This window comes from Agrobacterium vitis (assembly GCF_013426735.1).
GTDB lineage: Bacteria > Pseudomonadota > Alphaproteobacteria > Rhizobiales > Rhizobiaceae > Allorhizobium > Allorhizobium vitis_D.
The window spans coordinates 163,505-184,994 of sequence record NZ_AP023274.1; the positions used below are offsets into that span (position 1 = coordinate 163,505).

At 56.3% G+C, this 21,490-nt stretch carries 17 protein-coding genes; 7 read left to right on the top strand and 10 right to left on the bottom strand.

The features are described 5' to 3' along the window. Window positions 1-29 precede the first annotated feature (29 nt). Complete coding sequence (locus H1Y61_RS23045; protein WP_180575460.1) at window positions 30-1,373, top strand: aspartate aminotransferase family protein; 1,344 nt, start codon at window positions 30-32, stop codon at window positions 1,371-1,373. Window positions 1,374-1,903: 530 nt separating this feature from the next. Here H1Y61_RS23045 and H1Y61_RS23055 read toward each other — a convergent pair. The 8 genes from H1Y61_RS23055 to H1Y61_RS23090 form a co-directional block, all read right to left on the bottom strand. Continuing rightward, a complete protein-coding gene (locus H1Y61_RS23055; RefSeq protein ID WP_180575462.1) occupies window positions 1,904-2,839 on the bottom strand; it encodes a choline/ethanolamine kinase family protein in 936 nt (311 codons plus the stop codon). A gap of 15 nt (window positions 2,840-2,854) precedes the next feature. Then, entirely contained in the window at window positions 2,855-3,820 is a 966-nt protein-coding gene (locus H1Y61_RS23060) for a phosphotransferase family protein (RefSeq protein ID WP_180575463.1), read from the bottom strand. Further along, window positions 3,817-5,112 carry a Zn-dependent hydrolase gene (locus H1Y61_RS23065; protein ID WP_180575464.1) on the bottom strand — a complete coding sequence of 432 codons (1,296 nt, stop codon included), beginning with the start codon at window positions 5,110-5,112 and terminating at the stop codon, window positions 3,817-3,819. The genes H1Y61_RS23060 and H1Y61_RS23065 overlap by 4 nt, the downstream gene beginning before the upstream one ends. Next, complete coding sequence (locus H1Y61_RS23070; RefSeq protein WP_015918392.1) at window positions 5,105-5,866, bottom strand: DeoR/GlpR family DNA-binding transcription regulator; 762 nt, start codon at window positions 5,864-5,866, stop codon at window positions 5,105-5,107. The genes H1Y61_RS23065 and H1Y61_RS23070 overlap by 8 nt, the downstream gene beginning before the upstream one ends. Window positions 5,867-5,921: 55 nt before the next feature. Next, the gene (locus tag H1Y61_RS23075; protein WP_180575465.1) at window positions 5,922-7,766 is read right to left on the bottom strand and encodes an ABC transporter ATP-binding protein; all 1,845 of its coding nucleotides are present in this window, start codon (window positions 7,764-7,766) and stop codon (window positions 5,922-5,924) included. Then, the gene (locus tag H1Y61_RS23080; RefSeq protein WP_180575466.1) at window positions 7,766-8,683 is read right to left on the bottom strand and encodes an ABC transporter permease; all 918 of its coding nucleotides are present in this window, start codon (window positions 8,681-8,683) and stop codon (window positions 7,766-7,768) included. Before H1Y61_RS23080 ends, H1Y61_RS23075 begins: the two co-directional genes overlap by 1 nt. After that, the gene (locus H1Y61_RS23085) at window positions 8,683-9,663 is read right to left on the bottom strand and encodes an ABC transporter permease (protein ID WP_015918395.1); all 981 of its coding nucleotides are present in this window, start codon (window positions 9,661-9,663) and stop codon (window positions 8,683-8,685) included. The genes H1Y61_RS23080 and H1Y61_RS23085 overlap by 1 nt, the downstream gene beginning before the upstream one ends. Before the next feature lie 82 nt (window positions 9,664-9,745). After that, window positions 9,746-11,332 (bottom strand): ABC transporter substrate-binding protein, encoded by a 1,587-nt coding sequence (locus tag H1Y61_RS23090; RefSeq protein WP_180575467.1) that lies wholly within the window; start codon window positions 11,330-11,332, stop codon window positions 9,746-9,748. Between the two features lie 330 nt (window positions 11,333-11,662). Here H1Y61_RS23090 and H1Y61_RS23095 point away from each other — a divergent pair, with 330 nt between their 5' ends. Both H1Y61_RS23095 and H1Y61_RS23100 read left to right on the top strand, forming a co-directional pair. Continuing rightward, complete coding sequence (locus tag H1Y61_RS23095; protein WP_180575468.1) at window positions 11,663-12,733, top strand: DNA topoisomerase IB; 1,071 nt, start codon at window positions 11,663-11,665, stop codon at window positions 12,731-12,733. A 167-nt stretch (window positions 12,734-12,900) separates the two neighbouring features. Further along, the gene (locus tag H1Y61_RS23100; RefSeq protein WP_180575469.1) at window positions 12,901-15,873 is read left to right on the top strand and encodes an autotransporter outer membrane beta-barrel domain-containing protein; all 2,973 of its coding nucleotides are present in this window, start codon (window positions 12,901-12,903) and stop codon (window positions 15,871-15,873) included. A 164-nt stretch (window positions 15,874-16,037) separates the two neighbouring features. On the opposite strand, the gene H1Y61_RS23105 is transcribed toward H1Y61_RS23100, so the two are convergent. Then, window positions 16,038-16,550 carry a hypothetical protein gene (locus tag H1Y61_RS23105; protein WP_180575470.1) on the bottom strand — a complete coding sequence of 171 codons (513 nt, stop codon included), beginning with the start codon at window positions 16,548-16,550 and terminating at the stop codon, window positions 16,038-16,040. A gap of 196 nt (window positions 16,551-16,746) precedes the next feature. On the opposite strand from H1Y61_RS23105, the gene H1Y61_RS23110 reads away from it, so the two are divergent. Both H1Y61_RS23110 and scpB read left to right on the top strand, forming a co-directional pair. Then, window positions 16,747-17,700 carry a DUF1403 family protein gene (locus H1Y61_RS23110; RefSeq protein WP_180575471.1) on the top strand — a complete coding sequence of 318 codons (954 nt, stop codon included), beginning with the start codon at window positions 16,747-16,749 and terminating at the stop codon, window positions 17,698-17,700. 2 nt (window positions 17,701-17,702) lie between these two features. Then, window positions 17,703-18,389: an SMC-Scp complex subunit ScpB gene (gene scpB, locus H1Y61_RS23115; RefSeq protein WP_180575472.1), complete on the top strand. Its 687-nt coding sequence runs from the start codon at window positions 17,703-17,705 to the stop codon at window positions 18,387-18,389. A 48-nt stretch (window positions 18,390-18,437) separates the two neighbouring features. Here scpB and H1Y61_RS23120 read toward each other — a convergent pair whose 3' ends face one another. Then, a complete protein-coding gene (locus tag H1Y61_RS23120) occupies window positions 18,438-19,088 on the bottom strand; it encodes a TetR/AcrR family transcriptional regulator (protein ID WP_180575473.1) in 651 nt (216 codons plus the stop codon). A gap of 138 nt (window positions 19,089-19,226) precedes the next feature. On the opposite strand from H1Y61_RS23120, the gene H1Y61_RS23125 reads away from it, so the two are divergent. After that, window positions 19,227-20,789: a linalool dehydratase/isomerase domain-containing protein gene (locus tag H1Y61_RS23125; RefSeq protein ID WP_180575474.1), complete on the top strand. Its 1,563-nt coding sequence runs from the start codon at window positions 19,227-19,229 to the stop codon at window positions 20,787-20,789. A 10-nt stretch (window positions 20,790-20,799) separates the two neighbouring features. Then, on the top strand, window positions 20,800-21,300 hold the full coding sequence (locus tag H1Y61_RS23130; RefSeq protein WP_180575475.1) for an SCO family protein: 501 nt from the start codon (window positions 20,800-20,802) through the stop codon (window positions 21,298-21,300). Window positions 21,301-21,490: the final 190 nt, after the last annotated feature.

Sequence of the window (21,490 nt, forward strand, 5' to 3'; positions counted from 1 at the left end):
ATCGCACTCTCTCAAGCAGGCTGAAACATATGTCTACAGATCTCATGCCAAATCGTTACACACCGGGTGAAGCGGATGTTCCTGCGCGAGAGGCCGAGCTGATTGCGCGCCGTGACAATGTGCTCGGGGCGTCTTACAGGCTCCAGTATCGACGTCCCGTGCATTTTGTTCGTGCAGAAGGCATGTGGCTGTACGACCCTGATGGGCAAGCCTATCTGGACTTCTACAACAATGTACCGTCTCTCGGTCACTGCCATCCAGAGGTCAACGCTGCCATGGCCGCGCAGGCTGGCCGGATCAGTGCCAACACGCGCTATCTCGAACCAAGGCTTGTCGATTATGCCGAGCGGTTGGCTGCAACATTTCCCCATGAATTGAACCGTGTCGTCTTTACCTGCACGGGAAGTGAATCAAATGACCTTGCGTTGCGTATCGCAAGACTGGCGAGCGGCAACGAAGGCGTGATTGTCTCGTCCTACGCGTATCATGGCACCAGCGCAGCCGCGGCATCGGTGTCGCCCAATCTGGGCGATGCGGTCAAGCTTAGTCCGTTCGTGCGCATGGTTGACCTTCACGGGCCAGCAGAGATACCGGAAGCGCAGGCTGCGGATTTTTTTGAAGCGCAGGTTCGTGCAGCCATCGTCGATCTTAACCGTCGTGGCATTGGTGTTGCCGCCATCTTGTTCGACAGTATTTTTTCCAGCGATGGCGTATGGGTCGATCCTTGCGGCTTCATTGCAGGCGGCGTTGCCGCAGTGCAAGAAGCAGGTGGTCTCGTCATTGCCGATGAAGTTCAGCCCGGCTTCGGCCGAACAGGCGCTCATATGTGGGGTTTTGAGCGACACGGCATCGTTCCGGACCTTGTTACCCTGGGCAAGCCTATGGGCAACGGGTTTCCAATTGGCGCTGTGGTAGGACGGAAATCACCGATGGATCGATTTGGTGCGACAGCGCGGTACTCGAATACATTTGCTGGAAACACGGTGGGAATTGCAACGGCTGATGCCGTTCTGACAATTCTGCAACGCGATCAAATACCACAAAATGCGCTTGCGATGAGCGAGCGCCTGCGCGTCGGGCTGGAAAAACTGGCCATGCAGCCCTGTGGTATTCGCGGCGTGCGAAACGCGGGCCTGTTCTTTGGCATAGATCTCGGGCATGAAGGCGCAACCACCGCAAGTCGGCGTATCATGGCCTTGAATGTGGTGAATGCGATGCGAGATGACGGCGTGCTGGTGAGCACGACGGGTGCGAATGAAGACACACTGAAAGTGCGCCCTCCGCTCGTTTGCCAAGCGGAGCATATAGATCGCTTTCTCACAGCCATAGACCGTGCCCTCTTTAAGGTGGAAAGTCAGCCGCATACAAATTGATCTGCAAACCACGGACAAAAGACTTTGAAATCTTCGTCTTCTATTCGACTCTTAAAGTAACAGAGCTAAACTATTGGAACTGGTTCACTCCTTCATCGCAGAAAAGTTGCGACACGCCCATTTTTGTTACTCGAAAACATTCAATCTCTGTTTTTTGGCTCTGTTAAAAAAATCAATTCATGCCAGACAGAGGGCTAGTGATTTTCATTAGGACTCCTAATGAGCGATTTCCGTGGCACTGGCGCCCATCGCAATCAAAAAGCTGTCGCGTTGACAAAACCTATGTGAAGGTTCGCAACAGCCGGGCATATCTGTACCCTACCGTCGATAAGCTCCGAAACACGATCAATTTCTATCTGTAGCCGACCCGCACTACCAAAACGGCCAAGCGCCTTCTTGGCAGACCTGGCGTTTGCACTGCCTGACCATGGCTAAAATTGATAAGGCTTTCAAACAGCACCTGAAGCCGGGCAGGATTAATGCCAACGCGAAATTCTGGTTAATCCAAATCGGAAATCAACAATCGACCCTTATAGCGATTTTAGAAACAGCGGCCAACGAGGGTCGTTTATGATGGAGCGGGCGCGCATATGTTTCCAGATTCCATATTTGTAGAAATCGAAATCGAGCGTTGAAATCCGGTTCTGCACCATGGCCCAGGTGCTCCACTTTATGTCAGCCAAGGCCTTCAGCACGATGAAGCGGGCATGATAACCGGCATCATAGTGGCCGAAGTAATCCTCGATGATTTCCCGATCGATGGATTCCGAAAAGAACATTTCCCCACTCCAGATCGCCAGATCATAAAGACGTTCATTGTTGGAGGCATATTCGAAATCGATGAGCTTGATCGAATTGTTCTCGCCAATCAGGAAATTGCCCGGCATGGGATCATTGAAACAGGGAACGAGATCGAGGCCGGATGCCTCCAGCGCCATGCGCGCTTGTCGATATTGATCACGAAGCCATGCATGATCACTGGGCCAGTAACCGCCCAGCTCTTCCACCTGCGCATAGTGCTCGTCGATCATGTCAAAGACGGTTTTGGTCAGCGGCAGTTCTGGCGCCGCGTGAAAATCACAATAAAGGGAAACAGCTTTGTGGCGGATCTGGGGATCGGCAAAGTCGCGATGGGTGGATGGTCTGCGACCATCGATGAATTCTGCAATTTCAATGTCCAGATGGGCGAGATAATCGAATGTGCGTGGCCCAACGCCAATGGTTTCAGCCTGTTTGCTGGCCGCTGCCGCCGCCTTGCGATCAATGAACATTTCCGTACCGCGACCAGGTATTTTCAGGAAATAGGAGAGGGGATCTCCTTCCACCTCAATGCGAAAATTGGTGTTACTGATACCGCCGAGAACGGCTCTATAGCGCAGTTTACGGCCTTGCCATCCGGCGACCTGATTGAGTGCAGCCTCCAGGGCGTGCTCAACTTCGGTGGTCGCCATACCAATTTCGTTCATGATCCTACTCCTGCTTCAAATCGATCTGACCAATTCTTCAAATCCGGGACGACCCAACAGCATTCTGCACCGCAGGAAACGCCATTCGGCATATTTCAAAAACTCGACGCTTCGCCGGGGAGAGCGCATTTCCAGAAGCATGCTGCGCAAGGCCCAATAGAAATCATCGGCTGCCGCATACAGGCGGCAGCGGGCCAAAGCCTTGGTGGAAAAAGCCCCATCATGCATTTCCAAAAGGGGCTGCATCTGGCTCTCGAACTGGTAGAGCTCGTTCATCTGCACCCCAAGCTGATAATAGGGGTCCATGTCGCCAGCCATGTCGAAGTCCACCAGCTGCAATTGGCCGGACGGACCGATCATCACGTTAGACGAATGCGGATCGCCGTGGGCCGCAGAAAAATCAACGCCAGCCGCAGAAATGGCGGAGTGGAGAGTCCTGCTCCAGGCATACATCCAGGATGCATCCCCCGGCAGCGGGGCTTGCAGAGTTTGCATTATGGCCCAAAGCCCATCGATCCCCTCGAAGATCGACCACGGCCTACCGAATAAAGGGCCTGCGGCGATCGCCTTTTGCATCTTGATCAATTGCGATACGGGAGCCTCGTGCATGAGATCATCGATTTTCGCCGCCCGCCACCCTTGCCCCAGACGCTCCCAGAGCACCGCCCGCTCAAGGGGGGCGCGGGCGATTGGCTTTGGTGAAAGCCCAAGATCATACAGGCGCGTTGCGGCCGCAAACGAGATGGCATCATCCACCAGTTCTTTTGTTTCATCTCCGGCCAACTTAAGAAACAATGTCGGTTCAGTGCCATCAGGCGCGATGTCGAATGTAACGGATTCCACCGCATGATAGGACGGCGAAGCCACGGCGGGCAGCGCGACGCGGTAGGTCAGGGTGTGCAAGGGGAGGGTGGTGAACCGCGATAAGGCGCGCTCAGCGCGGGCCTCATCTTCATTATCGGGTGTGCCGAGTGGTTTCATTGCGCCGCCTCATTGTGCTGCGCAGCCTCCAGTCCGTCGCAGGCAAGGCGATAGAGCATGTCCGCCAGAACCTGCGTGCCAAATGCCTGATCTTCTGGTGTCGTATATTCCGTGGGGTGATGAATGACGCCGTTCTGGCTGCGCACGGCAAGCACCACGGCTGGACAAACAGCCGATAGCGCCACTGCGTCGTGACCTCCCACCGTATCGAGGTGACGCACTGGCTCGCCGTAGCTTTTTGCCGTCTGTTCTGCCAGGGCAATCAGACCGGGCGCAAAGCTGCCTGCCTTACGCCGATCAATGGAGCGTATTTCATAGCCTATTGTGGCTTTTGCAGCGGCAGCTTCAATGCTTACGTTCAGCTTGCGCTCCGCTTCCTCCAAAATCTCCGGCGAGGCAGAGCGCAGCTCGATGAACAACACGGCTTCCGCTGGAACGATATTGGGCGAATTGGGAAAAACCTCCAGACGGCCAACAGAGGTGTGAAGGTCAAGCCCGTAAGCGTCCACCATGGTCCGCAGATCGGCCATCAGATAGGCGGCGCCCAACAGTGCATCCTTGCGCTCCGCCATGGGTGTCGGACCGGTGTGAGCCTGGCGGCCGAGAAAAGCGAGGCGGTATTTTGTGGCCCCCCAGAAACGGGTGAACGCCCCGAATTTCTCCTCAGCGTCGAACAGAGTGCTTGCACCTTCAATGTGCAGCTCGATCAAGGCGTCGGGCACGGGCACCTTGTCCTTGCCCGCATAGCCAATCTCCTGAAGTGACTGGCGAACTGTGACGCCGTTGCCATCGGCCCTGTCAAGCGCCCAGTCCAGTTCAGCCGCACCGGTAAAAACGCTGCTTCCCAACAGGCTCGGTTGAAACCGCGCCCCTTCCTCATTTGTCCAGTTCACGACCTGGAAATTGCAGGCCGCAAGACGATTTTCCGCCGCCAACCGTTCGCGCACCGCCAAAACGGCCTCGCAGGCCGCAACGACGCCCAGTGCTCCATCAAAACGCCCACCATTCGGCTGACTGTCAATGTGAGAACCAACCATGACGACAGGTGCATTTGCCCCGGCCAGCGGTGCTGAACCAAACTGATTGCCAATGGCGTCCACGGATTGGACAAACCCATTTTCAGCAAACCAGGACGCAAGCCAGTCGCGCGCCCTGCCATCTTCCTGCGACAATGTAAGCCGGTTCATGGAACCGTCCGGACCGCCGCCGAAGGAAGACAATGTATCGACCATCGCCTGAAACCTCTTGGTATTAATAGGCGCTTTGGATGATTTTGAAGACGCTTCAGGCATTGATGATGTCCACGTTTGATTGCGAAAAATAATCGGAAAAGTCTTTCGGCAGCACACCGCTGGTCACCACGGCGTCAATCTCGCTCAGGCCAAAGGTATGGATAGAGCCGAGCCGCCCGAATTTTGAGCTGTCCGCCACAATGATGGAGCGGCTGGCCTGCCCACGGGCAATGCGGCGCAGGACGGCTTCATCCTCGCCAAAGTCCATAAAGCCCCGCTCCAGGTGGATGGCACTGATAGCGATAATGGCCAGATCGAAAAAATGCTCCTTGAGGGCCGCAACCGTCTCATGGCCGTAGGTAGCCTGATACTCCGGTCGCATGCGCCCGCCCAGAACCCGCACGCTGGCATCGGGGTAGGGGAAAAAATGGGCCGCAACCGCAATGGAGTTGCTGACAATTGTCACATCCTTGCGGGACTCCAGATGTTTCAGGCAGGCCAGTGTCGTGGTGCCGGTATCGATAAAAATCTTCATGCCGTTTTCGACCATGGAGGCTGCAGCCTCGCCGATGCGGGCTTTTTCCCGGGCGCTGACACGGATACGCTCACCGAACGGTTGGTCGCTGTCATGTCCGTCGATTACGGCGCCACCATAGACCCGACGCGCATAGCCACGGATCTCCAGCTCCTTTAAATCGCGACGGATGGATTCGTGGCTGACCTGCAACTGCTCGGACAGTGCAACAACAGTCACTCTTTGATGCAGTTTCAGCATCTCCAGAATGTGTTTGATGCGGTTTTCCGTAAAACTCATGGGCTTGTTTTTTCCTGCTGTTCTCTGCCTGTTTCAATATGGAGTCTGTCTTTCGTCAGGGGCCAGCCTCTACAAGCGATCCTTTGTCCGGCGCTGTTCCAAAAATCGGATTGACGAGGTGGCAGGCGGCGAAATCCTGCTCTCCCCTGTCCGTTAGGCTTGGACTGATTGTCCGGCATTTTTCCATGGCCTGCGGACAGCGCGACTTGAAGCTGCACCCATCCGGAATGTGGATGGGGCTTGGCGGCTCGCCTTCCAACAGGCAGTCCTGGGGCTGGTAGCGCCGCTCTTCCAGCGTTGGCATGGCGCTGAGCAGCGCCTTTGTATAGGGGTGGCCCGGATCGAAAAACAATCTCTCGTTTTCGGCCAGTTCAAACACCTCACCCAGATACATCACCGCCACTCGGTTGCAGACCTTCCGCACCATGGCCAGATCATGGGAGATGAAAATATAGGTCAGGTTGTATTCCTTCTGCAATGTCTGGAACAGATCAAGCAGTTTGAACTGCTCTGCCTGATCAAGGGCCGACAGTGTTTCATCCATGATCAGAATTTCAGGTTCCAGCACCAGAGCGCGCGCCACATTGATGCGTTGACGCTGACCAGCGCTGAGCCCCAATGGCAATTCCTCATAGAGCGCAGCCGGCAGGCCCACTTCTCCCATCACCTTCAGCACGCGCGTGCGGATTGTTGCCTTGTCACGCCATCCATGGGTGCGCAGCGGCTCTTCCAGCATGCGGCCAACGGTGGTGCGTGGCGGCAGAGAGCCGAAGGGGTCCTGCAACACCATTTGCAGCGTGCTGCGAAACGCCAAAAGGTCTTTGCCACTGAGCTGGGCAATGTCTTTGTCTTTGCACAAAACCTGACCGGAGCTTGGACGCTCGAGACGGCTCAACAGCCGCATCAGCGTGGATTTACCGCAGCCGGATTCGCCAACAATAGCGAAACTGTCGCCTCTGCGAATATCAAACGTCACATTGCGCACCGCCCGCACGTTGTTGACCCCGCCAAGGCCCGTCTTCTTGCGAACCTTATAGATCTGTGAGGCGTCACGCAGGCTGATCACCACCGGCCTGTCATCGTCGAGGCGTGCAACAGCGTTTTTTTCAAGCCATATTTTCGGCGTCTGGGCCACCAGTTCGCGGGTGTAGGGATAGATTGGTGTGGCAATCAGGTTTTCTGCCAACTGTTCCTCGACGATACGGCCATCCTCCATGACGAGAATGCGCGAGCAGGCTTCACGCGCTACCGGAAGAGAGGAGGAAACAAACAAAACGGCCGTATCGAAATCAGCCGTCAGCTCTTTCATCAAACGGATCACCTGCGCCGCCACCGTCACATCCAGCGGTTGGGTAACGTTATCGGCAATCAACAACGCCGGATTGGTAATCAGCGCATCGACAATCAGGGCTCGCTGCATCATCCCGCCGCTGAATTGGGAGGGATAATCATGAAAGCGGCTGCGTGCTGAGGGAATGCGCACGGCCTCCAGCAAGGAAATCACCCGCTTTTCCGCATCGCCATACAATGTGCCGGGAACAACGGCCCGCAGCTTTTCAACAATCTGAGCACCGACCGACAGGGTGGGATCAAGAGCCCCCATTGGGTTGGACCCGACATAGGCCACGCGGCGACGCAATTTGCGCATTTCTGCCGCACCAATAGCGAAAATATCTGTGCCCTCAAACAGCACCTGTCCCGACCGCACGGATAAAGGTGGCTCCAGCCAATTGACCACCGCCTTCGACAATACCGTTTTGCCCGCACCGCTGGCACCAACAACGCCAACGATCTCGCGGGGCTGTAATTTGAACGATATGCCGTCAAGAATCCGGCGCGACTGTTCGGTGTAGCCAGCAGTTACGACAAGATCTTTGAGTTCAAGAAGCGGGCTTGTCATTATTCTGCGCCTCCGTGAATGGTGTTTCTTGCCCGTTCCAGCGATGCGCCAACCAGATTGATACTGGTGAGCGTCAGGCCGAGGAAAATTCCGGGCATGGTGGCAATCCACCAGGCGTTGAGCAGATATTTGCGTCCATCCGCGATGATATTGCCAAAGGTCGGCGTCGGTGGCTGAACACCAAGGCCAAGAAAGCCCAGAATGGATTCGAAAATCATCATCCGCGCCACATCCAGCACCGAGATGAACAGCACGGGCGGCAGCAGTAGCGGCACGAGCAGTGTTAGAATAATGCGCAGGTCTGTGGAGCCACCGAGCTTTGAGGCACGGACATATTCCCTCTGACGCTCCGTCATCACAATGCTGCGCATGATGCGGGCATAGACCGGCCAATTGGACAACCCAAGCACAAGAATGATGGCGGGAATGGTGGGACGCGATACGCCCAGAACCGAGATGGCCAGAATGATCATCGGGATCGATAGTTGCGCATCGGTCAGGCGCATGATGACCGCATCGGTGCGTCCGCCAAAATAGCCGGCAAGCGTGCCAAGTACGCAACCGATCATCAGCATCACCATGACAGAGGATACACCAATCAGGAAAGAATAGCGCAAGCCAACCAGCGAGCGGACCAGCATGTCACGGCCGATCTGATCGGTGCCAAGCGGGTGGGCAAAACTCCAGGTCTCACCAATGAACAGGGGCGGTAGCAGCCGGGCACGCACGTTCATTTTTGTCGGGTCGAGACCGCTCAGTTCGGGATAGAGTGCCGCTGCGAGAGCCAGCAGCAGAAAGATGGCAACGCCAATGCGAAAACCCGGTGTGGAAGAAGCCTTGTCATAGATCCGTCGGGGGATCGATCGCGACAGGACCGGTGCCATGATGGCCGAAGGGGCTGGGCTGGTGAAGGTCATCAGTATTCGAGCCTCGGATCAATGGTGGTGGCAACGAGATCAACGAGGATGTTGATCAGCACGAAGATGGCGCTGGTGACGATGGCAATGCCTTGGATCAGCGGAAAATCCCGTTGCAGCACTGCGTTGATGGTCAGCAGGCCAAGGCCGGGGTAATCGAAGATATATTCAACGATGATCACGCCACCGAGCAGACTGGAAAATTGCACACCCAGCAGATTGAGCAGCGGCACGGACGCATTGCGCAGCGCATGATTGGCAATGATACGGGTATTGCTCAGGCCACGAACCCGTCCGACAGACACGTAAGGCTCCATCATCTGGGCAGAGACGGAGCTGACCAGCGTGCGGATCAACACCGGCGCAAGCTCAACGGCCAGGACGATGGCGGGCAGGATGGTATAGGCAAAGCCCTGATAACCGATGGCCGGAAGCCAGCCGAGCTTGACCGAAAACAGCAAGGCCAGCACGATTCCGAGCCAGAAATTCGGCAGGGATATGAAGATCGAGGAGATATAGAAGGCAAGCTTGTCCGGCCATCGCCCCGGTGCCAATCCTCCCGCTACACCGACAATGCTGGAAAATACCAGAGCTATCACAAGCGTAACCGCCGCCAGTTGCAAGGTCATGGGCAGCGCATCAAAAATCAGGGTGAAAACCTTGGCGCGCTCGCCCCGCGTTGTATCGTTGAAGCTAGAGCCGCCTGTTGCCGCGCCATTGGCGGGCCGCACAAAGGATTCGCCAAGGTCACCCTGCACCACGCCAGACATATAGCGCCCGAACTGAACGAGAATCGGATCACGCAATCCCATATCCTTGGCGATTTTCTCGATCAGGGCTTCGGGAGCCATGCCGCCCGCCATCATGCGCACGGGATCGCCCGGCACCACCCGCAGTAGGGTGAAGATCAGCAAAGATACCAGAAAAATAATAATCGCACCCTGAAACAGCCGTCTGACGAGGAAATTCAATGCGAACATCGACATGCACTCCGCTTCGGTCCTGATGGTCGCCGCACGCTGAAATCTCCGGCGTGCGGCCAGTCTTACGTCCGGTGCTGCATCATGCCGCAGGCTTTGAAGCATCCATGGACCCGTCAGGGTAGATGTAGAGGCCTTCCTTGAACTCCTTTTGCATGGCGTGGATCATGACAGAGGTGAACAGCGACAAGGCCGGCATTTTCGAAGCGATCAAAGGCATCGTTTCGGATTGCAGAACTTTCCTGCGCTCTTCCAGGGTTGCCGCATTGCGCTCCTTGTCGAGGCTTGCATCAATGTCCTTGTCAACAATGCCGCAAATGCGCTTGGAGCTTGAATGGAAGTGCGTTCGCAGAACAAGATCGGGCTCCGGTGATGCCGTTGACCAGCCGCAATCGACCATATGACCGGGGCCGCCGCCTGGGCGATCGTACAATTGCTCGTTCCATGCGGCAGGCTCCAGCACGGTCAGGCTGACGGGGAAGCCTTGTTCGTTCAGCATGCCCGTTAGCACCTCGCCATATTCCTTGGTCTTGGGATAGAACCCAACCGAGGTAATATATTCTAGCGGCGGCAAGCCCTTGCCGTTTGGAAAGCCTGCTTCAGCCAAAAGTGCCTGGCACTTTTCTGGATCGTATTTCGGATAATTTTCCAGATCGACATAGCCGAACTTGACCGGCGATACGAAGTTGGAAGACGCATGGCCTGCTGATCCGAGCACTTCGAGGATCATGTCACGGTCGATGGCATGGCAAGCTGCCAACCGGACGCGTGGATCGTTGAAAGGTGGCTTGGAGCACCGGAACCAAAGATATTTGTTTTCAACCGAAACCACCTCGTTGATGGCGATTTGCGGATTGCCTTTCAAGGTTGCCACCTGTTCCGGCTCCAGACGCTCGACAATCGACGCCTGACCATTCATCAGCGACAGCATACGCGTGGTGGAATCGCCAGTGAACGTAAAGTTGATGCCGGGAATGCCTGGCTTGCCTTTGAAATAGCCATCGAAAGCAGCCATTACCGTGTCATTACCGCGCTGCTCAACGAATTTGAACGGTCCCGTGCCATTCAAGCGCTGGGAAAGAACCCCACCCGGGCCACCTGCCACGTCCTTTGCCGACATCATTGGAAGAAAAGAGGCGAGGAAGATGAAGAGATGGGCCGGATAACCACCCTTGGAGGTGTCGATAATGACCGTGTAGTCGTCCGGTGTTTCGATGGTGAGGGTTTCGGTCGGTCCTGGATACCATTGGGCCGGACGATCGGCCCTCGAGCCATATTCCAAAGTTGCCTTGACATCTTCGGCCTTGAACGGCTTGCCATCATGAAAAGTGATGCCCTGCCGCAGCTTGATCTGCAACCGATGTGCATCCAGCAGCTTGATGTCGGTTGCAAGCTCGTAGACCACCTCGCCGGGATTATCGAGCTTCATCGGTGAGCGCGTCAGGAAGCCCATGACGAAACCCTCGATATTTTTCTGCGAGAGCGTCGTGTGGGCCGTCGGGTCCCAGTTGCCGGTGATGTTTTCGGCAGAGAGAAACGTCATGGTCTTGCCCGACTGGGCAAAGGCGGAGGAAATGAAGAAGTCGGGGTTCATCTGCATAAAGCCTGCGGCAGCGGCCGCCCCGGCGGTTCCTTGCAGGAAGCGACGGCGATTGATCTCTGAACTCATAGGTTCCCCTTTTCTTATAGAAATTCACAGAACCGACAAAACGGTCAAATCAGTCAAGGCAATTTGCGTGCCATCCTGCTGAAGCTTTGATTCAGCGCCTATATACGAGAGAACCAATGTGGTTTTTGTTGATTTTGTCCAAATTTCGGGCGTACCGGGAAATCCGTGCTCAAATATAGGCCGCCCTCGAAGGCCAAGGCGTGACGTATCGCACGCGTTGAGAAGGACCCGTCGTTGGTCAGTTGGCATTGCATCGGTAAGCGAAACACCGATCTTCGCCTGCATTAGCCTGATCATGGAACACGCAGGCCGTTCTATAGTTATTTGGGAATGAACCAGATCGTCACCGAAATCGATGGAAACGCCACCGAGGCCAAACTCACCTCCGGGCTAGTCTACGGTCCTGGTTTGGAGACCGGGATCACCCGGAAGATGGGTGCCAGAGGCTTCCTCTATTACCGGCCAGACGGGCGGCGGATTACCCAGGCTGATGAGATTGCTCGCCTGAACTCTCTGGCAATACCGCCCGCCTACACAGACGTTGTCATCTCGACGAATCCCTTCTCACACCTGCAGGCAATCGGCACGGATGCCAAGGGTCGCCGGCAATACCGCTATCATAAAGATTGGCACGCCGAGCGAGGCAAAGCCAAATTCGAACGGCTAGCCGATTTCGCGTCCAGACTTCCTGACCTGCGCGAACGGGTCGACATCGACCTTCGTTCGCGTGGCCTCAATGTCGAAAAGGCGCTGGCAACTGTCGTGTGGATGCTCGATAACCTCTATATCAGGATAGGAAACGCTGCCTATGCAGAGACGAACAAATCGTTCGGCCTCACCACGTTGCGCAGTCGTCACGTGAGCGTCGATGGAGGCAGTCTCAAATTTCGGTTCAAAGGTAAATCCGGCAAGGAATGGAATCTTGCCCATAGTGACCGGCGGATCGCCAATGTCGTGCGAAAACTACAGGAACTTCCAGGGCAGCATCTCTTTCAATACGTTAGCGATCAAGGCGGATGCAGACCCATCTCCTCACATGATGTGAATGCCTATATCCGAGAGATGACAGGTGACGATTTCAGTTCACGCCAGTTTAGAACATGGGGCGCAACCTGCATGGCAGTGGATGCATTGGCTTCTGCCGAGGCCGCCACGACGAAGCGCGAGTTGGCCCGTCAACTCAATGCAGCGATCGACGCAGTCGCTGCGAAGCTGGTCAATACCCGATCGGTCTGTCGGTCTTCCTACATACATCCCGCCGTGTTCGAAGACTTCCAAGCTGGTACGCTTCGGGATGTCCTTAAGTTGAAAACCACGAGTGAACGCCTTCTTCAATGGATGGATGAAGGCGAGATCCAAGTGCTAAAATGGCTGAAGAAACAAACAGTATCCAAGGGTTAGTCTAACGCTGCTTACGTCAGGTCGGTTGTGCATCGTGACCGATCACTCCAAATCATCGAAGATGATCTCCCGATGGAAGGTGGAGGATTTCATTAACCAAGCTCGGATAACAATCGTTAACCGTCCCGTAGATGTATACGGGCGTCCGCTAACGTTGGCCGATCGAGATGAAACCATTGCTGCCAGCATTCCGTCGCCGTTTATGTGTGTTCACGGCACTGGCCTCCGTGGTGTTGCCCGCGCATTGCTTCGCGCAATCGGCATGGTCTGGCAACGCCGACAACGAATTTAGCAATGCAACGAACTGGACCCCTTCGGCGCCCGGGGCAGGCGATGATGCACATGTCGATACAGGCTCTCCACAAGTCACCAACGACGTGACAGTCAATCGTCTGGACGTTGATGGAGGAAACGTCACCATCACCGATACAGGTGCATTGACCGCCACGAACGGCACCACGATCACATCAGGCAGCGTTAGCGTCAATGCAGGCGGAGTGATGAACTCCAACGTCAGCCTTGATGGCGGTAGCCTTTCCATCGATGGTGACCTCAATGGCCAGTTGAAGCTCAACAACGGCAACGTCACCGTGAACGGTACGCTCAGTGGCGCCCTGGTAGAGACAGGGACCGCATTGTCCAACAACGGCACTGTAGATGAGGCCGATATCTCCGAGGGAGGGACCTTCGTTAACAATAGCGGCGCAACGGCGGGCGCGGTTACCAATGCCGGGACAGCATCCAACGCCGGAGAGGTCGGGAGCCTGACCAATACCGCTGGAAATTTTACCAATAATGCCGGCGGGACAATTTCGGGAAAGACGACGGTTTCGGGAGGAACCGTCACCAACAATTTCGTCGTTACCGACGCCGATGTCGCGGCGGCGGCGGAATTCATCAACAACACCGGTGCAACAGCTGGCGCAATCAGGAATTCAGGCACCGTCGTCAATGCGGGAACCATTGCCTCCCTACAGAACGATGCCGGTACATTCACCAATGATGTCGGCGGGGTGGTTACGGGGAATAGCAATATTTCCGGTGGCAGCGTGACGAACAACGCCACCCTTCACGACGTCGATGTCGGAGCAGATGCAACATTCACCAATGCCAGCGGCGCCACCGCCGGTGTTGTCGTCAATGCAGGCAATTCGTCGAATGCCGGGACTATTGATAGCCTGACCAATACGGCTGGACATTTTACCAACAATGCAGGCGGGACGATTACCGGAAAATCAACAATCACAGGCGGAACCGTCACCAACAACTTCGTCATTACCGATGCGGACGTCGCTGCCGCCGCAATATTCGTCAACAACTCGGGAGCCACCGCTGGTACTATAAGAAACTCTGGCACGGTTACCAATGCGGGGACCGTCGCGGCGCTTCAAAATGATGCCGGTACTTTCACGAACAATTCTGGCGGTACCGTTACGGGTACAACAACGATCAACGGAGGTCGTGTTGTCAACAACGCCACATTGGCAGACGTCGATAATGAGGCGGCGGGCGAATTCATCAACAACAATGGCGCTGTGGCAGGCACGGTTACCAATTCTGGCAGTGCCTCGAACGACGGAACAATCGCCACGCTCGTAAACACTGGCGGCACCTTTTCCAATACCGGCACAATTGATGGAACGGCCACGATTTCAGGCGGTTCACTGATCAACGATGGAACCGTAGCTGGAGCCGTCGTCATCGATGACGGCGGGCTTCTGTCAGGCAGCGGCATCATTGGCGGGCTTTTCGTCAACGCAGGCGGTGTACTTTCACCCGGGCGAGACATAGGAACGCTCACCGTTGACGGAGATGTGACCTTTCGCACAGGGTCAATCTACCAGGTTGACATTGATGCCAACGGTGCCTCCGACCGGGTGGATGCGACGGGCACAGTCTCCATCCAGGGGGGAACACTTGAAATTAGAGCGGCGGGTGGCAATTACGGGCTGACAACCACTTATACCATCCTGAGCGCAAGCCGCATCACTGGCACCTTCGACAGCGTTTCAAGCGATTTTGCTTTCCTGACGCCAACGTTGACCTATGGTGCTGCGACGATAGACATGCAGTTCGACCGCAATAGTGTAGCATTCGCAGATGTCGCGGATACCGCAAACGGTCGCGCAACCGCGGTTGCCGTTGAAGCATTGGGAACAGGAAACTCGATTTACGATGCGGTCTTGTCACTGAATTCTTCCACCGCAAACAGTGCCTTCTCGCAATTGAGCGGTGAGGTTCATGCCTCGCTCAAAAGCGCTCTGCTGTGGGAGAGCCGTTTTGCACGCGACGCGGTGCTTGACCAAATGGCCCTGGATCTTGATCAGCGGAAGGATGACGTGACAGTCTGGACCAACAGTTTTCTGTCGTCCAACCGTTGGTCGGGGAATGGAAATGCAGCCGGAATCGATACCCGGACCGCAGGCGTAGTCATGGGAGTGGATGCGTCGGTCTCCGACCCGTGGCGTCTGGGCGGCCTGTTGGGTTACAGCCATGACTCGTTGGAGCAGGCGAAGACAGAGTCTTATCACGCCGGTCTCTATGCTACGGGTGATATTGGCCCCTTGAACGTCATTGGCGGCGCCATCTTCTCCCATAACGATGCATCAACCCTGCGCGATATCTCCTTCGGAACGATTACCAGCCAGCTCACCGCTGACTATGCCAGTGCCACCAGCCAGGTTTTCGCAGATCTCTCTTGGACGCATGAACTGGATGCGATCAAGCTCCAGCCCTTCGCCAACGTCGCTTATGTCAATCTCAAGACTGGCGCCTTCTGCGAAAGTGGCGGCGATGCAGGCCTGTTGGCAGCAAAAGGTAGTGACGAGATCGTAACCTCCACGATCGGTCTGCGCTGGTCTTGGAGGTGGCCGGAAGACAATTTACCCGTTGCCGTCTCCGGCATGCTGGGCTGGCGGCATATCGAGGGTGACGTGTCGCCGTATTCCAGCCTCGCATTTTCTGGTGGCACACCATTTGTCGTCGAAGGCGTGGAAATGCCAAGGGATGCTCTGCTGGCAAAACTCGGAATTTCGGCCAGGCTTTCGAAATCGGCCCGCCTGACGTTCAGTTATTCCGGCGAGTTTGGCAAAGGCCTGCGGTCAAGCGCAGCTCAGGTCAATCTGGCGGGGAGTTTTTAAACCCCGTATTGCGTCGATACGTTTGGCGCGTTGCAACGACGTTTGTCGTCCCACGATGACCCGGGCTCCCCGTTGAATTGATCAACTCTCAAAGACCCGTTTCAGCTTGCTCTGGCCACACGATAGCCTGCGCTAAAGGTTTAGACTAATACCAATGAATGAACTCAGCCCCGACGCAGGTCAATCCGACTGGTAATGATCGACTTCCCTGTGGCCGGGTCGGTATCAACAGTGGTCAGGCGCATGCCGGAAGCTCCAACTTTTTCGATTGTCATCTGCGCACGTTGATCACCATTAACCTCTTTCGCCCAATTGATTGCAAGGTTGATGGCATCTCCACCGCGTTTGCCGTTCAGGCCCGCGACGCCCGTACCCGCACCCACGTAAGAGCCGCTATAGGTCGCGCCGTTGATCTTCAAATCGGCGCTGATGGCGCGAGAAAACACAACGAGGCTCGTACAGCGTCCATTCAATGCCAGCGATTGAGCCGTTGTGTTTGATTTGAATCTGCAGGTGACGTTGATCGTGGGTGCATTCGTGCGCACCTTAACCGTTCCTTTGCCGCTCCAGCTTCCCGCCAGTGTTTTCAAGAAAGCGGACTCGTCGGCGTAAGCACCGGCCGCCGTCATCATCCATGTCATCGTCACGGTAATCGCGCTTGCAAGAACCTTGTTCATGATCGTATCTTTCAGACAGGGGAACTCCATAACCTGGATGTTCTGCAGATTGAAGTGAGATTGTTACATCCCCACAACCCTTTAGCCGGGCAAGAAGTTCCGAATGTTGATTATCGGGTTGGAACCAGCACGAAAGAATGTGCGGTTATGGCGATCTCTCTGGATTAAACCGCGCCCCTGATCTATCGTCTTTCGCATGGATTCGCGCGCCCCCACCTCAGAGCCGCCCTTGAGCTGGTCACCTCGTCTTCCAGGCTGGGCTTCGTTGCGCGGTCGCGATATTCCCGAATCCGACGCGGCATTCTCTGCGGGTATCGCTCTAAAATCGCTTGACGATCTGATACGGGCCGATCCGCCTTGGCTCGGCTGTTGGCGCGACCGCCTTGCCCTGAAGTCGGCTGCCATCGCCGCCAGAATGGATGGCCGTAGCGAGGACGAACATGCGTTGCGTGACGCGCTTTTGCTGACGGCGCCTGGTGATGATCCAGGGCCGGCGGGAAAATTGTTTTTTGCCACACGACTGCTGTCACGCCGGTCCGGGACAATCACCACACCTTTTGTTCAGGAGCTTGCCGCGCTGTTGGACCTTCGCTGGGACGAGGGGCTTGCCTCCATTCCGGATCTTGTGGATTCTGCGATCCAATCTGAGCGGGCGGCGCCGTTCGTGACAGTGGACCTGATAGCAGCAATGTGCGCGATCCGCCCGGATATCGAGGTGCTGGCCCTGGGACTGGCGGATGTTGTGCTGGCTCAAAAGCTGAAATGGCCGAGACCCGTGCCGTTGCTTTTACCCGAACGTTTTGGTTCGTCCTTCCGAACAATCGGTGGCCGGGGTCGCGTTCGTCCGGGAGAGCCAGCTTATCCAAAGGCGATCTGCCTGGCACTGGTTGATGGGGTTGACGCAGCACTCCGGTCCACCATCGACATCAATCGACGCGCAGCACGGCTGCTGGCTGTCGCGCCGAAGGTTCGCACCAAAGGTGCCGAGCCGGTGATCCGCAGATTGCTGAACGAGGATGCCGTGCTGGCCTCGGCGCCTGGCAGTGGTCTCTCCCGCTGGGCGGCCAACCGGCTGTTCGAGCGGCTGGAAAGCTTTGAGGCGGTGCGCGAACTGTCCGGCCGCTCCTCTTTCCGGGTGTTTGGAGTGTGACGATGGCCGGAGCCCCTGTAGCCAAGCAATCCCGTCAGGAAAGGGCGAACGCCGCAGCCGAACGGCCGTTTGATCGGGAGTTGGAGGATCTGCCGCCGGAACTGCGCTGGCGGGAATGGATGCTGAGGGTCGAAGCGGTGATCTTTGCCTCTGCCGAGCCAGTCGGTCGCGAGACATTGGCGCGAGTGGTGGGAAAAGAGTGCAGCATCGATCTGCTGATCGACGACCTCATCGAGGAGCTTCGGTCCCGACCCTACGAACTGGTTTCGGTGGCCGGTGGTTGGCAACACAGAACTCGCGTGCGGTTCGCGGAGACGATACGCGCCTCAACTGCTCCGACGCGCGGCGCGGCAACGAAGTTGTCGCAGTTCGAGGCGATGGTACTGATGGCGGTGGGATATTTCCAGCCGGTCACCCGGGCGGAGCTGAGTAAGATCTTCGGTAAGGAGGTCAGCCGCGATACAATTGCTTCGCTTCGGGGCGCAGGGTTCATCGCCTCGGGGCCACGCAGTCCGACGCCAGGCGCGCCCTATACCTACGTCACCACCAAACACTTCCTGTCCGCCTTCGATATGGAGACCCTGCGTGATCTGCCCGACATCGAAGCGCTTGAGGATGCCGGGCTGTTGAGTAGAAATGCTGTGCGCGAGGGACCGATTGCAGGCGAGCCAGAGAGCGACGAAGAATAGGGACGGCGTAGAAGCGCAGAGATATTCGGTTGTCGGTCGCTATATGGATTAGGCCGACGCTACTCCAACGCCTGTTCTTGTGGCAGATCCCATGATCCTATCGGCTTCCTCCGTAGGGACTGCGAGAGCGAGCAGGATCATTTTGCATATGTCATGCGCATATTCGCTCGAGCCACGCCCGCTCAATTGGGTTTTCATACCAGCCCGGACCGCGCCGACAACGAAGTCACGAGCACTGTCCAGATGGACGTAATGCAGCCGTCCCGCGCTCAAACCGGCTTTAAGATCAGGTGCGGGATAGGCCCGCAGGTCAGAGTTGACTGTTTCGGCATTGCCGGACAACGCGAAGATCAGCCACCCCCAAGCCTGGTCTTCGCCTGACCGGATCAATATGCGCCAAGCCTTTGCAATCAACCGCTCGGCCGGATCGCTGATTGAGGCGCAAGCCTTGCCGATTTCAAGAAATGGATCCTTGCCAACTTGCGTCCACAATGCATCCAGCAAATTCTCGCGGGTGGGAAAGTAGTTGTAGAACGTTCCCCGGGCAACGCCCGCCGCCCTGATGAAATCGTCGATCGTCGCGGTCTTGTCACCATTGGCGGCGATGACGCGCGCCGCCGCAGCGATGAGCTTCTGTCTCGTCTTTTCACGACGCTCTTGCCCGATTTCGGCACGCCTGAGCGCGGTTCCGCCAGCCATGGTCTCTCCAGTTTATATCGGCCCGCTGTAAGTGGCCCATTCAAAAGAGTGTACTCGAATAGTTCATATTGACAAAATATGTCCAACTTCATATCATGCATGAACCATGCATTTCAACGATTTCGGGGGAGGAAATCGATGGCCATATCCGGTGAACTTCGAAAGAGTGAGCCTTTCGATGTCGCGCGCATGCCGATGCTTGACGCCGATCAGATCGGCCATTTGCGCCGCATCGAAAATCTCTCCTTGCTGCTTCCCGATGATTGGTCAGGCATGCAAGCGAAATCGACCCTACAGGAAGATTTTGGCGGCCTTCGCTTTCAGCTTGCCTATATGTCCTATGCGCTTGCCTTGACGCATCGGCATCGTCTGCCAGCGGCCCCCGGGGTCTTCCGCAAGACTTTTGAGCGACTGATTGAGAAGATTCTTTCGCCTGATGTCTGGACCTATTGGCATTATATCAGCACCGGCAACGGCGTCATCAACGCCGCGCAGGGCGAATTGCCCGCCGAGTGGAACCCGGTCATCAAAGACAACATCATGTACAGCGCCTATGTGCAATCGATGTCGCTTCTCTATCACTATATTTTCAATGATGACCGCTATGCGCAGCCCGGCGCGCTGACGATGGAAATCAAGACCCTTTACTGGGCAGCGGGGGGCAAGAAGTTTGTCTATGACGAGCGCTCACTCAACGATCATCTCTACTGGATGATGGTGGAGAAAGGATATCTCGGCATCGCCTGCGAGCCGAATTGTATCTTCCAGATCTGCAACCAGGTGCCGATCCTCGGCTTCCGGTTTCATGATCTCGTGTATGGCGGATCGCTCGCGAAGGAAGTTACTGACGGCTATCAGCGCGCATGGTCCGATTTCGGCATCGCCAGTGAACGCGGCCATTTCAGGATGATGGTTCAGGAAATCGAAAGGAACCTCATCCCCACAGAAGCGCCCTGGATTGACTTCTGGCTTGGCTCGCTGATGCACGCCTGGAACCCGGAACTGGTCAAACACCATTATCCCAGACAGATCGCAAAATGGGGTGAGGCGGGGCCGGATGGCACGCTGTGGATCAACGAAGCGCCCGGCATTCCAACCAGCCTCGGCTTTACCTCAGCACGCGATTTCGGCTGGGCGGCAGTTTGCGCGTCAGAAGTCGGCGATGATGACTCGCTTTCAAGAATGCTAGCCTATGCCGACAGGTTCCTGCATCGCTCATGGTCCGACGGTGGCCTGTACTACCGCCGACATGACTCATCCTTCGACGATCAAGGGCACTTCCGCGCAATGGACCCCCATACCGGCAATGCGCTTCTGGGCTACGCACGGCTCAACGTGCCGGGCGGGCTTGAGAGGCTTTACGCAGAGCCCTGGGACAAGGCCCATTTCGAGGAACCGGCGCTCGTCGAGATATCGGACAATGCCGACGTGCTGCGTGCACGCTTCGAGCGTGACGCGAAAAGCCTGGTTCTGACGCTTGCACCGAGAGCGGATCGCCACGGCAAGGTTCTGCTGGAGCTTGGCAATATCTGGGGCCGTGGAGATTGGTCGCTCGCCGCTGACGGTGAGCATGTTCTATCGGGCAACGCGAGCGAACTTGGCAAGCATTCAGATGCCGTCGGCGCCAAACGGGAGGGCGATATACTCGGACTGGAATGCGCCCTTCGCGCACCGACAAACTTTGTCTTGACCTTCCATTGAGGCGCTGAACATGCTTGAGGGAAGCTTCTCGCTCACCGATCATAATGGACATGCTGTCACCGAGGCGAGTTATCGCGGCAGCTTCATGCTGGTCTATTTCGGCTTTACCCATTGCCGCAAAGTCTGCCCGCGCTCACTTGCCTGCATGACTGCGGCGCTGGACACATTGGGCGAGACCCGACGCATGGTCGTGCCGCTTTACATCACCGTCGATCCGGAGCGCGACACGGCGGAGAGAATGAAAGCCTTTGTTGAAGCAAACTTTCCGTGTTTCACTGGCCTGACGGGAAGCCGCGAAGCGATAGACAGCGCGAAGGCATCCTTCCGCGTCTTCGCCCGCAAGGGGCTCGATCCGGAAGATGCAGAAGGCTATGCCATGCCACACACGGCCTTCGCCTATCTGCTCGGGCCTGACGGCAAATATCTGACACATTTCATGGACACCGTTGATGATCTGCAAATGGCGAACCGTCTCCGCATTCTTCTCGCTGAAAACGAACGGGTCGCCTGAACACAGGAAACAGAGTATTCAGAGTAGCGTCGGCTTAACGGCGGCCGCTGCGGGAGTGGTCACGATGGGAGCCTATGCCGTGGTCGCAATCTCACCGATGTGATGTCGGCGGACGGCGTTATGTTTGTGCGACATGCTGGGTCAATCAACCTATATTCGATCCTGACCGCATAGATGTAAAATGTTGAAA

What these genes read in the sequence shown, in the direction of transcription:
- H1Y61_RS23045 (WP_180575460.1), top strand. Translation starts at nt 30, where the DNA reads ATGTCTACAGATCTCATGCCAAATCGTTACACACCGGGTGAAGCGGAT.
- H1Y61_RS23055 (WP_180575462.1), bottom strand. Translation starts at nt 2,839, where the DNA reads ATGAACGAAATTGGTATGGCGACCACCGAAGTTGAGCACGCCCTGGAG.
- H1Y61_RS23060 (WP_180575463.1), bottom strand. Translation starts at nt 3,820, where the DNA reads ATGAAACCACTCGGCACACCCGATAATGAAGATGAGGCCCGCGCTGAG.
- H1Y61_RS23065 (WP_180575464.1), bottom strand. Translation starts at nt 5,112, where the DNA reads ATGCCTGAAGCGTCTTCAAAATCATCCAAAGCGCCTATTAATACCAAG.
- H1Y61_RS23070 (WP_015918392.1), bottom strand. Translation starts at nt 5,866, where the DNA reads ATGAGTTTTACGGAAAACCGCATCAAACACATTCTGGAGATGCTGAAA.
- H1Y61_RS23075 (WP_180575465.1), bottom strand. Translation starts at nt 7,766, where the DNA reads ATGACAAGCCCGCTTCTTGAACTCAAAGATCTTGTCGTAACTGCTGGC.
- H1Y61_RS23080 (WP_180575466.1), bottom strand. Translation starts at nt 8,683, where the DNA reads ATGACCTTCACCAGCCCAGCCCCTTCGGCCATCATGGCACCGGTCCTG.
- H1Y61_RS23085 (WP_015918395.1), bottom strand. Translation starts at nt 9,663, where the DNA reads ATGTTCGCATTGAATTTCCTCGTCAGACGGCTGTTTCAGGGTGCGATT.
- H1Y61_RS23090 (WP_180575467.1), bottom strand. Translation starts at nt 11,332, where the DNA reads ATGAGTTCAGAGATCAATCGCCGTCGCTTCCTGCAAGGAACCGCCGGG.
- H1Y61_RS23095 (WP_180575468.1), top strand. Translation starts at nt 11,663, where the DNA reads ATGAACCAGATCGTCACCGAAATCGATGGAAACGCCACCGAGGCCAAA.
- H1Y61_RS23100 (WP_180575469.1), top strand. Translation starts at nt 12,901, where the DNA reads ATGAAACCATTGCTGCCAGCATTCCGTCGCCGTTTATGTGTGTTCACG.
- H1Y61_RS23105 (WP_180575470.1), bottom strand. Translation starts at nt 16,550, where the DNA reads ATGAACAAGGTTCTTGCAAGCGCGATTACCGTGACGATGACATGGATG.
- H1Y61_RS23110 (WP_180575471.1), top strand. Translation starts at nt 16,747, where the DNA reads ATGGATTCGCGCGCCCCCACCTCAGAGCCGCCCTTGAGCTGGTCACCT.
- scpB (WP_180575472.1), top strand. Translation starts at nt 17,703, where the DNA reads ATGGCCGGAGCCCCTGTAGCCAAGCAATCCCGTCAGGAAAGGGCGAAC.
- H1Y61_RS23120 (WP_180575473.1), bottom strand. Translation starts at nt 19,088, where the DNA reads ATGGCTGGCGGAACCGCGCTCAGGCGTGCCGAAATCGGGCAAGAGCGT.
- H1Y61_RS23125 (WP_180575474.1), top strand. Translation starts at nt 19,227, where the DNA reads ATGGCCATATCCGGTGAACTTCGAAAGAGTGAGCCTTTCGATGTCGCG.
- H1Y61_RS23130 (WP_180575475.1), top strand. Translation starts at nt 20,800, where the DNA reads ATGCTTGAGGGAAGCTTCTCGCTCACCGATCATAATGGACATGCTGTC.